The sequence below is a fragment of the Campylobacter concisus genome, from assembly GCF_003048775.2.
Classification (GTDB): Bacteria; Campylobacterota; Campylobacteria; order Campylobacterales; family Campylobacteraceae; genus Campylobacter_A; species Campylobacter_A concisus_I.
This window is the reverse complement of sequence record NZ_CP049272.1, coordinates 565140-580147: the sequence shown is the minus strand read 5'-3', so window position 1 is coordinate 580147 and position 15008 is coordinate 565140. Positions and strand designations below refer to the sequence as shown.

Here is a 15008-nt window from a genome sequence, read left to right as displayed (position 1 = left end):
AGCTACCAAAAACATAAATTCTCAGTCAACCTTGCCAAAATTTAATAAAGAGGATTAAAACTTAGTTGATAATTTTAGCTAAAACGCACCAAGCATAAGGCAAAAATTTCTAAGTAAGTGGTCACTACCACGACTTTTTAGTGATCTTATTTTTTCTTATTGTCTTGTTTCTTATTTTGATCGCTTTGGATTTTTTCTAAATTTATATATCCCATTTCAACGAGTTTATTATAAATTTGAGCGATTTTTGGCCCAGCCGCACTTCCGCCATGGCCACCATGCTCGATAACCATTGTGATGACATATTGCGGATCTTCATAGGGCGCATATGTAGTCATCCATGCATGGGATCTTTGCAAATACGCCATATCCTCTTCTTTCATACGTTTCTTTTCAGTTTGAGAAATTCCAACGACCTGGGCAGTACCGGTCTTTGCGGCAACTTTAACAAAGCTTCCAATAAAATGCCTATTTGCCGTTCCTCTTGGGTGATTTGCTACTTCATACATTGCATGCCTAATGGCTGGTAGTTGTGATTTTTCAAACGGCGTAAAAGCATCATCTGTTGGCGTAAAATCAACATCCTTGCCATCAATGCTCTTTAAAAAATGTGGAGTAACATTTAGCCCAGTTGCAAGGCCTGCTGTATATTTTGCCACTTGCATAGGCGTGACCAAGAAATTTCCCTGGCCGATAGAAGTAATGAGGGTCTCGCCTTGAAACCATGCTTTGCCATACTTTCTCATCTTCCACTCTCTACTTGGCAAAGTCCCCACAAACTCATTTGGCAAATCAACCTCTGTTTTTCTACCAAATCCCATACGCTCAAGTATCGGCACAATAGCGTCAATTCCTATCTTTTGACTACCTTTATAAAAATAATCATCACAGCTCTCTCTAATTGCCGTATTCATATTAACATTTCCATGTCCGTGAGAGTTCCAGCAGCGAAATTTACGCCCTCCAAGCTCATATGAGCCACTACAAAAAAAACTATCGTATTTACTCATGCCATTATCCAAAAACGCTAGCGCCATACCCATTTTTACGACAGAACCTGGCGGATAAAGGCCGTTTATTAGCTTGTTTGTAAAAGGATGATCGACGTTTTTTACAAGCTCTTCCCATTCAGGCTGAGAAATTCCAAGCACAAATGGATTTAGATCATACTCTGGAAAGCTACCAGCAGCTATGATAGCACCATCTTTTAGACTCATAACGATAACGCTTCCTGCATCCTTACCAAAGACATCAGCCACAAACTGCTGAAGCTCAAGATCGACTGCAAGCTTGATATTTTGACTTTGTGGTGCTTGATAGTTTATCTGTTCGATCTCTTCATTTAAGGCATTTACCTTTATCTTTTTAAAACCCTGAATTCCTTGTAAGATCGGATTATAAAATCGTTCCACACCACTTCTTCCAATATAATTTGTAAGCTTTGTCAAAGGATCATTATCCATATCTTTTTGATTTGCCCTACCGACATAGCCGATGATGTGAGAAGCTAGATCGTTATACGGATAGTGGCGTTTTGAAGCGGGCCTTATCTCTAAATTTTCACGCAAAGAAAGTGATGCAAAAAATGGCAAAAATTTATCATAATCGATAAATTCGACCACATTTATAAAATCTTGGTTATAAGCTGAGTCATTTTTTATGTATTCATTTTTAAGCTTTGTGACATTTAGATCACTAAATAGTGAGCCAATGTAAGCTAACTCATTATCTAAAATTTTTACCTTTTTATTAGCACTTAAATGAGGTCTAATGGATACCGAAAAACCAAGACGATTAACAGCCATTGGCTTATCATGTGCGTCAAAGATGATACCCCTAACTGGCGGAATATAAATAGTCTTTATCGCGTTTTGTTCTGCAATCTCGTTGTAGTAAGTATTTGAGTTGATGCTTAGGTGATAAATTCGTCCCAAAAGTATAATCCAAAAAAGAGCGATCACACTAAAGACGATGCGCATTCTCATAGCACTTTATCCCTAAAAAGAACGATAGCAAGGATACTTTCAAATGCTATAAAAAATAGATATTCAGACGAAAATGCTAAATTTTGCTCATTTAAAACGTAAGCAAATAGATTATTTACAAGAAATGTTAAAGTATGTCCGGCTGCTACAAAGATGATAAGTAGGCAGTTTCGCCACTTCATCGTGGTATATAGCCAATCTAAAATAAAATTATAAAAAAGCAAAAATGCAATAATCGTTGAAAAAAGATGAAATCCATGAATTTGCTCAGCAAATATTATAAAAATTATCGCAAAGTACCAATTATGCTTAAACTCGTCGTATTGCTTTTGTTTTCTTGAATACTCCAAAATCATATAAGTAAAAAAAATACCAATGAGTGGCGGCAAGAAACCAAATTGCGTAGTTGCAATCTCATACGAGAATAAAAAAACAGCCCACCAAAATTCTTTAAAAATTTTAATATCTAAGCTGCTTATGGTTTGCATTTTATCTACCAAGAGCGTTATTTATGATAGCTTCTCTAGCCTTTTCGATACCGCTTTTATTAAGAGTTGAGACCAAGATACCGCTTGGATCAAATTTCATTACCGCACTCTTTTGGCTTTGATTTAGCTTATCGCTTTTTGTATATAAATTTAAAATTTTCTGATCAGCCCTTAAAAAGCTTTTTAGATAAGCATCTACATTTACGTCTATGTCTAAATCAAAATGCCTAGCATCAATTAGATGTATAAAAAGCCTTATGTCGCTTCTAAATTTCAAAAACTCATCTAAATTTTTACGCCATTCATCATGCTTTGACTTTGCTACTTTTGCATAGCCAAAGCCTGGCAAATCAACCAAGATGAGCTTAAATTTATCTTTTTCTTCCTGCTCATCTTTTTGCTCACAAAACTCAGCCTCAAAGAAATTTATAAGTTGAGTTTTGCCAGGAGTCGATGAGCTTTTGGCTAGATTTTTTTGATTTACAAGTGTATTTATGAGGCTGCTTTTACCAACATTTGATCTCCCCAAAAAGACAACTTCGCTTGTTACGAAGCTTGGAGCCTCTTTTATACTTGGGCTTGATGTGATAAATTTAGCACCTAGTGGCCTTATCACTTATCTTTTTCCTCTACCTGAAAGATAAATTTAACAGGTTTTTTCTCATCACTATTTACGCTATATGTGCCATCTTTTTGATTGACAACGATCTTTTCGCCATAAACATTTTTATCAGTTTCTACCTCATGTAAATAGCCATTTCCACTAACAGTATAGATCTGTTTTGCTGGCTCATATGTAAGAGTATTGCCTTTGCCATCATAGTGCTTATCTTTTATAAAAATTTTTGCTCTAGCATTACCAGTAGCTACATATTTTACAGGTTGGCGTTTTTTGTCAAAATAGACGACCACCTTATCTGCCTTAAGCTCATCAAATGAGCCCTTTTTGATATTTACATTACCTATAAATTCACTAGTTTGCTTATTCTCATCTGCAAAAAAATCATTTGATGTGATTTCAACTTGCTCTGCATTTAAAAATGTAAAACCCAATATCACCGCTAAAATCGCTGATTTTCTTCTACCCATGCCCTTAACCCTTTTACCTGCGTTTGTTTTTTAGCAAGATCATAGCTTCCACTCTCGCCCAGTGCCTTATCATTATTTCTTATGAGCGTGAAATTTGCTTCAGATCTTACTATTTTTGTTTTTGTTCCATATATCACTTCGTCACTTATAAATCTCAAACTATCGTTGTTTTCATAGTTTGCATTCTTTTGAAAGATGATTTCGTCATTTTGTGAGATTGCTTTGTCTGAGCTTAGAAAATGTTTTAAATTTCCTCTTAAAATTTTTGCTTTAAAACTCAAAAATTCATCTTTATCATTGTATCTATTTAGCTCATCAGCCTCGTAGACTCCGCTTATTTTCGTGGAATTTATCTCATAATCTATCACATCATTTATCTGCATATTTGATATCTTTGTGTCGATCTTTAAAACATTTGCAAGGTATGGATCTTGAGCTGCCAAAAATATCATCACGACACTAAAAATGGCCACGACGAAGTAGAAAATTTTTACAACCAACGCTTCGACCACTCGTCATATAAATTTTCTGATTTTATAATAAGCTCGATCATTTCTCTAACCGCGCCATTGCCACCTTTGTGCTTTAGTTTTGTCTTTACATCAAGCTCTTTTATCGCGTCTTTTGGCTTAAAGCTCCAAGCAACTGCATTTAAAATTTTATAGTCATTGTAGTCATCGCCGATAGCTGCTGCGTTTTTAAAGCTAAGCCCTTCAAATTTTAATATCTCACTCGCTACTTCAAATTTATCACCAACACCTTGATAGACGTGATTTATCTTTAGATCTTCAGCCCTTCGCTCAACGATGGCTGACTTTCTGCCAGTGATGATAGCTACTTTTTTGCCAAGCTTTAGCCAGCTTTCTATCGCGTAGCCATCTTTTACATCAAAAAATTTAAGCTCTTCACCATTTGCATTGTATATAATCTTGCCATCAGTCAGGCAGCCATCAACATCTAAAAATATAATCTCTATCATAAAACACCCTTTGTGCTTGGTGTGCCTATCCTTGCGTTTTTAGCAAGCGCTCTACGAAGTGCGACAGCGAATGATTTAAACGTTGCTTCGATGATGTGGTGAGTGTTTTTACCACGAATTTGATTTAGATGAAGCGTGATGGCTGAATTTATAGCAACTGCCCTAAAAAACTCCTCCACAAGCTCCGTGTCAAACTCCCCTACTTTAGCGTTTTGGTTAAAATTTTCATATACGAGGTAGGCTCTATTGCTAAGATCTAACGCACAAAAAACAGCTGCCTCATCCATAACAACACTCGCCTCACCAAATCTTTCAACACCACTTAAAGGATACAAGGCCTCTTTTAAAAGCTGACCCAAAACTATGCCGACATCCTCAACGCTGTGGTGAAAATCCACATACGTGTCGCCCTTGCATGAAATTTCAAGATCGAGCAAAGAATGCTTTGTAAAAGCTTCAAGCATATGGTCAAAAAAACCAATGCCAGTATCTATCTTTGCAACCCCAGAGCCATAAATTTTAAGCTTCATTAAGATTTGTGTCTCTTTTGTATTTCTAGTTAGTTCTAAAATTTCTTCTCTCACGCCCTAACCTCTTACTATAAATGCACCTTGGAATTTACCGCTTCTTGCATAATCCCTGGCCTCGTCCTCACTTCTAAACCCATTTAAAAATACTCTATAAATGGTCGAGCCATCTATAGTAAATGTCCTAACTACCGACTTGTAACCATCTATGCTTTGATGCTCTCTTTGATATCTGTTTGCGCCCTCAAGGTTTTTAAATGAGCCAATTTGCACCATAAAATCTCCACCTACGACTCGTTGCTCTGACGAAATAATAATGCCTCCAGTTGGAGCTGTCGGAGAGACTGGATTTGGCACTTTTATGCCAGTGCTTGTCGGTTTTGCTTGAGTGTTAATGCTTGCAACAGCATTTATATCTTCATTAAAGCCTATGACTTCCATACTGACTGGAGCTGTGCCTGTACCGATAATATCAAGTTTAGTTGCAGCCGCCTTTGAAAGGTCTAAAACTCTATCAGCCACAAAAGGTCCACGATCATTTACGCGAACAATGACGCTTTTTTGATTTCTTAAATTTGTTACCTTAAGGATCGTATTCATCGGCAAAGTTTTGTGTGCTGCAGTCATGTTGTACATATTATAAATTTCGCCGTTTGAGGTTGTTTTACCATGAAAATTTGGACCATACCAGCTTGCTGTGCCACTTGCCTTATCACCAACGCTTACAACGGTTGGGTAGTATGTTTTGCCATTTATCGTGTAAGGCCTCATTGTTGCTTTTTGGATAGAAGCTGAATTGTTGCCCTTTACATTAGTTGGGCCACTTGGTGTAAATGGTGCCCCGCTCCAAGAGCAACCAGTAACTAGAAGAGTAAAACTTAGTCCTATATAAAATTTTAGGCTCTTATGGTATGACAATATTTGCTCCAACATTTAAATTTGAACTAGCAAAAGAATTTGCATCTTTTAAATCTTTTTCGCTCACATTAAATTTCTTAGATAAAGAAGCTATCGTATCACCAGTTTGGACTATATAGTTTTGAGATTTATTTTGTGCGGAAAATGGAATAATTAGTTTTTGATTATAGCTTACGGCATTTGTGCTAAGCTCGTTGTAGTCTTTGATCGCTCTATGGCTAACACCTGTTTTTTTAGAGATAGAAAGTAATGTTTCGCCCCTTTTTACAACGTAGGCATAAAAATTATTTTTACCATTAAATGGCTTGAAATTTTCTGCAAAAAGCTGCTTTTTATTTTCAGGGATATAAACATAATAATCCTTTAGAGTTGGTGGAGTAAATACAAATTTTAAATGTGGATTGTTGTTTTTCATCTTTTTTGTACTAAGGCCGATACTATCGCCTATTTGAGCTAAATTTGTACCGCCTGGAACTTTTACTTTTACAAGCTTTAGTCCTCCATTTATATTTAATAAAGATGAATCTTTAGACATCAAGAAGTCCGCGTCTTTTGCGGTATATGCTGCTCTTAAAATTTTAATAACAAAATTTCTAGTTTCGGCTGGAAGGTATTTTTTCTCAGCATCAAGAAGCGTTACAAGGTCATCTGTACCAGCTTTTTGTATAGCTCTTTTTAAGGCTCCATCGCCGCAGTTATAGGCCATAGCTGCTAGATACCATTTGCCAAATTGATTTTTAAGCGACTTTAGATAATTTGTTGCTGCGATAGTAGACTCTACTGGATCTTTTCTCTCATCGACATACTGTCCTACCTTTAGGCCATGCAGTCTAGCCGTTTGCTCCATAAACTGCCACATACCAGTAGCTTTTGCGTTTGAGACTGTGTGATTTGAAAAGCCTGATTCTATCATAGCTAGATAAAAGAATGACTCAGGTACGCCTGATTTTTTGATCTGCTCTTTTACCATTGGTATATACATATAACCATTTTTTAGAGCTTCTGTAAATGTTTCAAGTTGTGATTGTTTGATACCTTGTCTCATCTTTGCATAGTGAGAAGTCTTCATAAAGCTAGCATCAATGTCCAGCTCTTTTAAAATTTTTACCTGAGTGTCGTATGAGCTTTTTTCAGGTGTATTTGCTAGTAGCAAGGTACTACATGCAAACATTAAAAATATTTTAAGCATTGCTTTCATTTCTATCCTTTTTCGTGTCAAAACTTAAGATGCTAGCATCTTAAACAAGTGCAACGCTCAAAATTTAAGCAAAGCACTTAAACAACCTTTTGGCATTATTTGAAGTTTTTTCACAAACAACTTCAAACTCAAGGTTTAAAATTTCAGCTATCTTTTTAGCAACAAATGTCGTAAACGCCGGCTCATTTCTCTTACCACGATTTGGTTCTGGCGTGAGATAAGGAGCGTCAGTTTCAATAACTATCCTATCAAATGGGATTTTTGGCAAAATTTCGACTAAATTTTTAGCATTTTTAAATGTTAAAACACCACCTATACCAAAATAAAAATTCCCAAATTTACAAAGCTCTAAAAGAAGTGGCGAAGCATTATAACAGTGCAAAATCGCTCCAGCTTCAAGCTTTGGTGCATACTCTTTTAAGATGTTAAAAGAGTCCTCATTAGCCTCCCTAATGTGAAGAATAACGGGTTTTTTTAACTCAACAGCTAAATCAAGTTGAGCTAAAAAAATACGTTTTTGATCCTCTTTTTCTTTTATCTTTTCACTTTCATCTTTTGGCAAGCGAAAGTAGTCAAGACCACATTCACCAATCGCCACACACTTTTCATCTTTAGCAAAATTTCTTAAAATTTCAATGCTAAAACTCTCTTTATCATATGGATGAACTCCAGCGGCAAAGAAAATGTCAGAATTTTCACGCGCTATTTTAGCCGCTTTTGGTAAATCATTGATATCAGCTCCCGGGATAATAAAGCCCTTTAGCCCTAAATTTCTAGCTTCATCTAAAATTTTATCAAGGTCAGGATCATAAACTTTACTATCCAAATGACAATGCGTATCTATAATCATAAAGCTATTTCTACTCTGTTTCTACCATTTTCTTTTGCGATGTAAAGTGCTGAATCGCAAGCCTCAAGCATATCGTCTATCTCGCAATGCCCATTGCCAAAAGATACGCCTATTGATATAGTAACTTTTACTTTTTCCTTTTTTATAGTTACTTTATTTTCAGCCACTTTGGCTCGTAAATTTACAAAAAATTTAACAGCTTCTTCTTTATTTATCTTTTTAAGGACAACGCAAAATTCTTCGCCGCCAAATCTAGCAACTATATCACTTCCTTTTGTATTATCATTTAAAATTTTTGCGATTGATTTTAGTACCTTATCTCCGCCATCGTGACCATATTTATCATTTATCTTTTTGAAATAATCAATATCAATCATTGCAAAAGCGTAAGGCTCATTAGCCTCTTCAGCTACTTGAACATACTCTTCTACGTCAGAATAAAAAAATCTTCTATTATAAACTCCGGTTAAGAAGTCGCGATTTGCAAAATTTGCTATCTTGTTTATATTTTCCATAGCTTCGATCGTATTATTAACACGGCATATTAGCTCTTCTTTTGAAAATGGTTTTGCTATAAAATCGCTCGCACCATTTTTTAAAAATATCGACGCGTCAGTCTTTTCGCTAGGAGATGTCATAACGATTACGCCAAGACTATTTTTATCTTTTTCTTTTCTAACCTCTTTTAAAACTTCAAGGCCATCTTTTACCGGCATTCTATAATCAGTTATTATAAGATTTATATCAGGATTATCCACAAAATAGTTCATCGCCTCTTCGCCGTGAGCTGCGGCCAAAACCTTAAACTGAAGGCTAGTTAATATCTTTTTTATCATATTTCTAAAAGGAAGCGAGTCTTCAACAACCAAAACCTTGTATTGCCTATTTTTGCTCAGTCTATTTATCATTTGGAAAATATAGTTGATATCGTCCATATTTCCTTTATAAACATAATCCACAATATCTTTATTTATAAAATTTTGCCTTGTTTCATCGTCGATGCTACCTGTTAAAACGATAGCTGAAAGCCCTTTGGAAAGTGCATAATCAACAATTTCACCATTTGGAGCATCTGGTAAATTTAAATCCAAAATAGTCATAAAATAATCTTTGTCATGCTCGCTAATTAACGTCTTAGCCTCGGCAAAACTGTATGCTACATCAATTGTCATATCATCAATAGTCTTTTCCATTTGCATAACAATCAGCTTTGCTAACGCCTTATTATCATCAACTACAAGGATTCTTTCCATATTATTCCTACAAAAATTTTTATCAAATTAGTGGCGATTTTATCAAATAAATTTATTTACAAAGCTTAAATTAATAATTTAAATTAAGCTACTTTAAAAGCCCTTTAGCAAAATTTATTGCTTCTTCGCTTATATGCTCACCGCTTATCATACGCGCAAGCTCATTTACACGCTCCTCTTTGTCAAGCTCTCTTACGACTGAGCTTTCGCCGTGACGCTCTACTAAAAAGTGCGAATTTGCCTTTGAGCTAAGCTGCGGCTGATGTGAAATGGCAAAAATTTGATAAAAATTTGCAAGCTTAAGTAAGACATTTGCGATACTCATCGCCTCTTTTCCACTTAAATTTGCATCTATTTCATCAAGTATGATGACATCACCGCCCGTTTTTGTGATCTCGCTAGATGCGGCTATAAAAGCCAGCCTTAGGCGGTTTAGCTCGCCTGAACTTAAATTTTTAAGTGAGGTCTCGTTTAAATTTAAACAAACCTCATCAAGCCCTAAAATATCAAGTCTTTTTTCTTCTATTTTTAGTGTAATATCTGGCATATAAAGCTCTTTTAGGTATAAATTTATCATCGTCTCAAGCTCTTTTAAATTTGCAACCCTTGCTCTGCTTAGAATTCCAGCCAGCTCATTTGCCTTTTTGCTTAAAATTTCAAATTTCTTCTCTAGCTCGCTCTTTTCAAAGCTTAAATTTTCATATCTGGCAAGCTCTTTTTCCTTTTTATCAAGCGCTTCTAATGCCTCTTCCTCGCTGCCATATCTTCTGATGATGGCATTAAGAGCTTCTATTCTATCAAGCACGCTTTCCACGTCGATATCGTCAAGCTCCTCCATATTTAGGCTATCTCTTGCGACTCTTAGCTCATTCATCGCATCTTCAAAAAAGCCATTATCAAGGTCACTGATACTTAGCGCCTCATTTACGCTATGCTCTAGCTCAAATATCCGATCAGCTCTAGCCCACGCCTCATTTATCTTATCCTTTTTGCTAAGCCTTTTCTTAGTCTCCATAAGCTCTTCAAACTCGCCTTTTTTAGGCCCCACGCTTCTTATCTTCTCGATCTCAAAGCTAGCAAGCTCCTTTAGCTCCTCGACCTTTTTCTCTTCCTCTTTTATAGTGGCTAGCTCTTTTGAAATTTTAGAAAATTCTAAAAACGCCTCTTCAAATTCTTGTTTTATCTCTTTAAAATTCTCATTTTTTGAAATTTCCAGCCTATCAAGCAAATTTAGAAATTTCTCATTTTCAAATTCGTTTGCCTCTTTTGCAGAGAGATATTTGATATGCTCGCGCGCCACTTGGGCTAAATTTTTCTTTGAGATGGCTTGTTGATTTATAAAATACCTCGTGCTCTTATCTTTTAAAAGTTTGAAAAGATTGACTTCTTCGTTTTCTATGCCAAACTCATCAAGTTCAAATTTATGCTCCACGTCAGCTTCTATCAGCCTTGCTTCGCTATCTTTTAGCCCAAAAACAGCCATTATCGCGCTCATCAGCACCGACTTGCCAGCGCCACTAACGCCCGTAAATACGCTAAGACCCTCTTTGAAATTTAGCTCGACATTTTTAAAATTTAGATAATCTTTAATCAAAATTCGATCAATCATTATAACCCCAGTGAAGTTTCTCTTTTAAAATTTGAAAATAATCTCTGCCGATATGGCGTATCAGCCTCGCTTTTTTATCGCTCAGACTCATGCTGACGGCTGAAATTTTACTCATATCAAACCTATCTTGTCCGTCAAGTACCAAAATCGCATCGCTATTTGTTCTAAATTTAACCGTGTGATTTTTCGTAAGCACGACTGGACGCTGTGTAAGTGAGTGCGAGCATATAGGAGTTACTGTAAAAACTTCGCTTAATGGATAGATAATAGGGCCATTTGCGCTCATGTTATATGCCGTTGTTCCAGCAGGTGTCGCTACTATAACGCCGTCTCCAAAATATGAATTAAAATATTTTTCATTTAAAAGTGCCTCGATATGTGTCATCGAACCGCCATTTTTACTAACGATGACTGCATCGTTAAATGCTATCTTTTGCTCGGTTTTGCCATCATTTTTGTGAAGCGCGACGTCAAGCATAAAAGGCATTTCAACCTCAAATTTACCATCAAAAAAGTCTTTAAAAAATTTCTCACTCTCATTAATCATTATGTCAGTTAGAAATCCAAGTCTACCAGCGTGTATGCCAAGGACTAGCGGCGAAATGTGAGCTAGCTTTCTACAAGTTGAAATGATCGTACCATCTCCGCCAAGAGTGATTAAAAATTCGCACTCTTTGGCTAATTTTATCAGCTCAAAACCATTGTTTTCTATACGCTTAGCACAATTTCTTTCAAGCAAAATTTCTGCGTTATACTTTTTTAAAATTTTTTCTAATTTTTCTAAATCTTGCCTAAATAATGGATAATCTTTGGCAATAAGTCCTACTTTTTTTGTGCAAAAAGTATTAAATTTTTGTTCATTTTTCATGTAAATGATTGTAACATATTTTATTTTAACAAAGCTTTTCAAAAGAAAAAAGCGATTATAATTGCCTAAAAAACATTGCAAAGGAGCATTTTATGCGAAGTCATTATTGCACCGATCTTAGCAAAGCTGACATCGGCAAAGAAGTAATACTTTGTGGCTGGGCAAACACATATAGAGACCATGGCGGCGTTGTTTTCATCGATTTAAGAGATGTTAGCGGGCTTATACAATTAGTTTGCGATCCAGCTGATAGCAAAGAAGCACATGACGTGGCTGCAAAAGTAAGAGATGAATATGTCTTAAAAGCAAAAGGAAAAGTAAGAGCTAGAGGCGAAGGACTAACCAATCCAAAGCTAAAAACTGGCGAGATAGAAGTAATAGTAAGTGAGCTAATCATCGAAAATCCAAGCGAGCCGCTACCATTTATGATAGGCGATGAGAGCGTAAATGAGGACATTAGGCTAAAATACCGCTTTTTAGACCTTAGAAGCGAGCGCTTGCAAAATATCTTTAAAATGCGTTCTCGTGCTGCGATCGCAGCTAGAAACAGCCTAGATAAAATGGGCTTTATCGAGTTTGAAACTCCGGTTTTAACACGCGCAACTCCAGAAGGAGCGAGAGACTACCTAGTGCCAAGCCGTGTATATCCGGGTCAATTTTATGCGCTCCCACAAAGCCCACAGCTATTTAAGCAGCTTTTGATGTGCTCGGGCTTTGATAAATATTTCCAAATCGCAAAATGTTTCCGCGACGAAGATCTAAGGGCTGATCGCCAACCAGAATTTACTCAAATAGATATCGAAATGAGCTTTGTCGAGCAAGAAGATATCATAAATATGGCTGAGACGATGCTAAAAGATATATTTAAAGCCTGCGGATACGATATCAAAACGCCATTTAGACGCATGAGCTACAAAGAGGCGACCGAGACTTATGGCTCAGATAAGCCTGATCTTAGATACGATCTAAAAATGATCGATGTTATCGATATTTTCGAGCGCTCAAGCAATGAAATTTTTAGCTCAATTGCAAAAGATAAGAAGAAAAACCGCATCAAAGCACTAAAAGTGCCAAATGGCGACAACATCTTTAGCAAGCGCGAAATGAATAGATTTGAGGAATTTGTACGTAAATTTGGCGCGCAAGGTCTTGGCTACTTCCAAATGAAAGAAGAAGGACTAAAAGGCCCACTTTGTAAATTTTTCGAGCAAAGCGATCTTGACGAGATCATATCAAGATGTGAGCTAAAAGTTGGTGACGTAGTATTTTTTGGTGCTGGCAAGAAAAAAATCGTGCTTGATTATATGGGAAGATTTAGAATTTTCCTAGCTGAACAAATGGGTATCATTGATCAAGACAAACTTGAGTTTTTGTGGGTGCTTGACTTCCCAATGTTTGAGCAAAATGACGATGGCAGCTACTCTGCGATGCACCATCCATTTACTATGCCAAAAAATATAGACGAGCCTGATCTTGAGGATATCCTCTCTATCGCTCACGACGTTGTTCTAAACGGCTTTGAGCTTGGCGGCGGAAGTATAAGAATTCACAAGAACGATATCCAACAAAAAGTATTTAAACTTCTTGGCATAGATGAAGAGGAGCAGCGTGAGAAATTTGGCTTCTTGCTTGATGCCTTGACATTTGGTGCACCTCCACATGGTGGTATCGCGATCGGCTTTGATAGGCTAAATATGCTTGTAAATAAAGCAAGCTCGATCCGTGACGTCATAGCCTTCCCTAAAACACAACGTGCTCAGTGCCCACTAACAAAGGCACCAAGCCACGCTAGCAACGAACAGCTTAGGGAGCTAGGACTAAGGATAAGAGAAAAAGAACAAAAGGCTTAAAATTTGCCTTTAAAAGAGATGGAATTTTGTCTTTAGATATTTTTCTTAGACAAATTCTCGTCCTAAATTTAAATTTATAAAAAAGATGCCTCCGACTTGGCGGCTAATTAAATTAAAACTTGTCTAAGTATTTTGAGATGATTTTTGTGGTTGCGACGTAAAATTTTGCGCAGATAGAACGCTTAGTTCATCAAGCTAAATTTTACTAGCTCCGCAAAAAGCGCTCAAAAGATAAAGGCAATAAAAGGGAAAAAATGAAGAATTTATTTTTAATCATAGGCGCTCCAGGCTCCGGCAAAACAACAGACGCATCAATCATCGCACAGCAAGATGAGAAATTTGCACACTTTTCAACTGGCGATCTTTTAAGAGCTGAAGTCGCAAGTGGTAGCGAGCTTGGCAAACTTATAGACGGCTTTATCTCAAAAGGAAATTTAGTTCCACTTGACGTCGTCGTAAATGCGATCGTATCAGCTATCAAAAGCTCAAATAAATCAAACATCATAATCGACGGCTACCCAAGAAGCGTTGAGCAAATGACTGAGCTTGACAAGGTCTTAAGCGAGCAAGATGAAATTTCTCTAAAAGGCGTAATTGAAGTTGACGTGAGTGAGGAAGTAGCAAGAGCTAGAGTGCTCGGCCGTGCAAGAGGCGCTGATGACAACAACGAAGTATTTAACAACCGCATGAAAGTATATCTTGATCCGATCGTACCTATCCGTGAATTTTACAGCAAAAAAGAACTACTTCATGTAGTAAACGGTGAACGCGGTATAGACGAGATCGTAGCTGATATTAAAAATTTACTAGCTAAACTTTTATAAATTTACAGACCTTGCATCAAAAGGTGCAAGGGTCCAATCTACAATCCTAAGCTTATTTTTAAAAAATATAAACAAAAGATGAAATTATGCATAAATTTAAATTTACGATACTACTTGCGATCATAACCATTTTTGCTTTTACAGGATGTGCCAAAAAGCATATAGAGATGGTTGAAAAAGACACCACGTATAAGTACAGTAGCGCTAAAGCGGTTTGCGGAGAAACCGAGCTTGATAAAAAGCTAGAAAAATACATAAACGCCTTTTTAAAAAAGAGAGACCAGTACGGCGATGATCTAATCATAAAATGCGATATACAAAGAACAAAAAATGGAGTTAGAATCCTTAGACACTTAACTCTAGGCATAGGTGGTGCTGGCAAACCTGAGACTCTCGCAGTCGTAAATTTAGTCGATCAAAGTGGCAAAGAGGTAGCTAAATTTAATGTTACGGTCGAGATCAGATATGGCTTTCTTGGCGGTAACGCAGATAGAGCACTGCCTATCACCGCTAAAAATATCTATAACATTGTTACAAAAGACTTTATGTAAAAACTTACTTTTCATTAAC

Annotated in this window: 16 protein-coding genes; 3 read left to right on the top strand and 13 right to left on the bottom strand. The window is 36.6% G+C overall.

The features are described 5' to 3' along the window. Positions 1-146: 146 nt before the first annotated feature. The 13 genes from mrdA to CVT17_RS02820 all read right to left on the bottom strand — a co-directional run bounded on the left by mrdA (position 147) and on the right by CVT17_RS02820 (position 11764). Positions 147-1985 carry a penicillin-binding protein 2 gene (gene mrdA, locus CVT17_RS02880; RefSeq protein WP_107858607.1) on the bottom strand — a complete coding sequence of 613 codons (1839 nt, stop codon included), beginning with the start codon at positions 1983-1985 and terminating at the stop codon, positions 147-149. Next, complete coding sequence (locus tag CVT17_RS02875) at positions 1982-2473, bottom strand: hypothetical protein (RefSeq protein ID WP_107858651.1); 492 nt, start codon at positions 2471-2473, stop codon at positions 1982-1984. Before CVT17_RS02875 ends, mrdA begins: the two co-directional genes overlap by 4 nt. A 1-nt stretch (position 2474) precedes the next feature. Then, positions 2475-3089 carry a ribosome biogenesis GTP-binding protein YihA/YsxC gene (yihA, locus tag CVT17_RS02870; RefSeq protein WP_021090939.1) on the bottom strand — a complete coding sequence of 205 codons (615 nt, stop codon included), beginning with the start codon at positions 3087-3089 and terminating at the stop codon, positions 2475-2477. Then, positions 3086-3562 (bottom strand): lipopolysaccharide transport periplasmic protein LptA, encoded by a 477-nt coding sequence (gene lptA, locus CVT17_RS02865; protein WP_103593037.1) that lies wholly within the window; start codon positions 3560-3562, stop codon positions 3086-3088. Before lptA ends, yihA begins: the two co-directional genes overlap by 4 nt. Continuing rightward, positions 3535-4074 carry an LPS export ABC transporter periplasmic protein LptC gene (locus CVT17_RS02860; protein ID WP_230853312.1) on the bottom strand — a complete coding sequence of 180 codons (540 nt, stop codon included), beginning with the start codon at positions 4072-4074 and terminating at the stop codon, positions 3535-3537. Before CVT17_RS02860 ends, lptA begins: the two co-directional genes overlap by 28 nt. Then, positions 4053-4541 (bottom strand): KdsC family phosphatase, encoded by a 489-nt coding sequence (locus CVT17_RS02855; RefSeq protein ID WP_087584728.1) that lies wholly within the window; start codon positions 4539-4541, stop codon positions 4053-4055. Before CVT17_RS02855 ends, CVT17_RS02860 begins: the two co-directional genes overlap by 22 nt. After that, a complete protein-coding gene (hisB, locus tag CVT17_RS02850; RefSeq protein ID WP_180998638.1) occupies positions 4538-5113 on the bottom strand; it encodes an imidazoleglycerol-phosphate dehydratase HisB in 576 nt (191 codons plus the stop codon). Before hisB ends, CVT17_RS02855 begins: the two co-directional genes overlap by 4 nt. A 15-nt stretch (positions 5114-5128) precedes the next feature. Next, positions 5129-5986: a septal ring lytic transglycosylase RlpA family protein gene (locus CVT17_RS02845; RefSeq protein WP_103648851.1), complete on the bottom strand. Its 858-nt coding sequence runs from the start codon at positions 5984-5986 to the stop codon at positions 5129-5131. Continuing rightward, a complete protein-coding gene (locus tag CVT17_RS02840) occupies positions 5973-7184 on the bottom strand; it encodes a lytic transglycosylase domain-containing protein (protein ID WP_107858606.1) in 1212 nt (403 codons plus the stop codon). Before CVT17_RS02840 ends, CVT17_RS02845 begins: the two co-directional genes overlap by 14 nt. Before the next feature lie 64 nt (positions 7185-7248). After that, positions 7249-8034 carry a TatD family hydrolase gene (locus CVT17_RS02835; RefSeq protein ID WP_107858605.1) on the bottom strand — a complete coding sequence of 262 codons (786 nt, stop codon included), beginning with the start codon at positions 8032-8034 and terminating at the stop codon, positions 7249-7251. Then, positions 8031-9287: a GGDEF domain-containing response regulator gene (locus CVT17_RS02830; protein WP_107858604.1), complete on the bottom strand. Its 1257-nt coding sequence runs from the start codon at positions 9285-9287 to the stop codon at positions 8031-8033. Before CVT17_RS02830 ends, CVT17_RS02835 begins: the two co-directional genes overlap by 4 nt. A gap of 88 nt (positions 9288-9375) precedes the next feature. Further along, the gene (locus CVT17_RS02825) at positions 9376-10896 is read right to left on the bottom strand and encodes an AAA family ATPase (protein WP_196373577.1); all 1521 of its coding nucleotides are present in this window, start codon (positions 10894-10896) and stop codon (positions 9376-9378) included. Beyond that, positions 10889-11764, bottom strand: coding sequence for an NAD(+) kinase (locus CVT17_RS02820; RefSeq protein WP_107770041.1), 876 nt, complete (start codon positions 11762-11764; stop codon positions 10889-10891). Before CVT17_RS02820 ends, CVT17_RS02825 begins: the two co-directional genes overlap by 8 nt. 92 nt (positions 11765-11856) lie before the next feature. Between CVT17_RS02820 and aspS the strand changes: the two genes are divergently transcribed. The 3 genes from aspS (at position 11857) to CVT17_RS02805 (ending at position 14989) form a co-directional block, all read left to right on the top strand. Continuing rightward, positions 11857-13614, top strand: a complete 1758-nt coding sequence (gene aspS / locus CVT17_RS02815) for an aspartate--tRNA ligase (protein ID WP_103604775.1) — start codon at positions 11857-11859, stop codon at positions 13612-13614. A 254-nt stretch (positions 13615-13868) separates the two neighbouring features. Continuing rightward, positions 13869-14438 (top strand): adenylate kinase, encoded by a 570-nt coding sequence (locus tag CVT17_RS02810; protein WP_107770042.1) that lies wholly within the window; start codon positions 13869-13871, stop codon positions 14436-14438. Positions 14439-14524: 86 nt separating this feature from the next. Continuing rightward, positions 14525-14989 (top strand): hypothetical protein, encoded by a 465-nt coding sequence (locus CVT17_RS02805; protein ID WP_107769651.1) that lies wholly within the window; start codon positions 14525-14527, stop codon positions 14987-14989. The last annotated feature ends 19 nt before the right edge of the window (positions 14990-15008 follow it).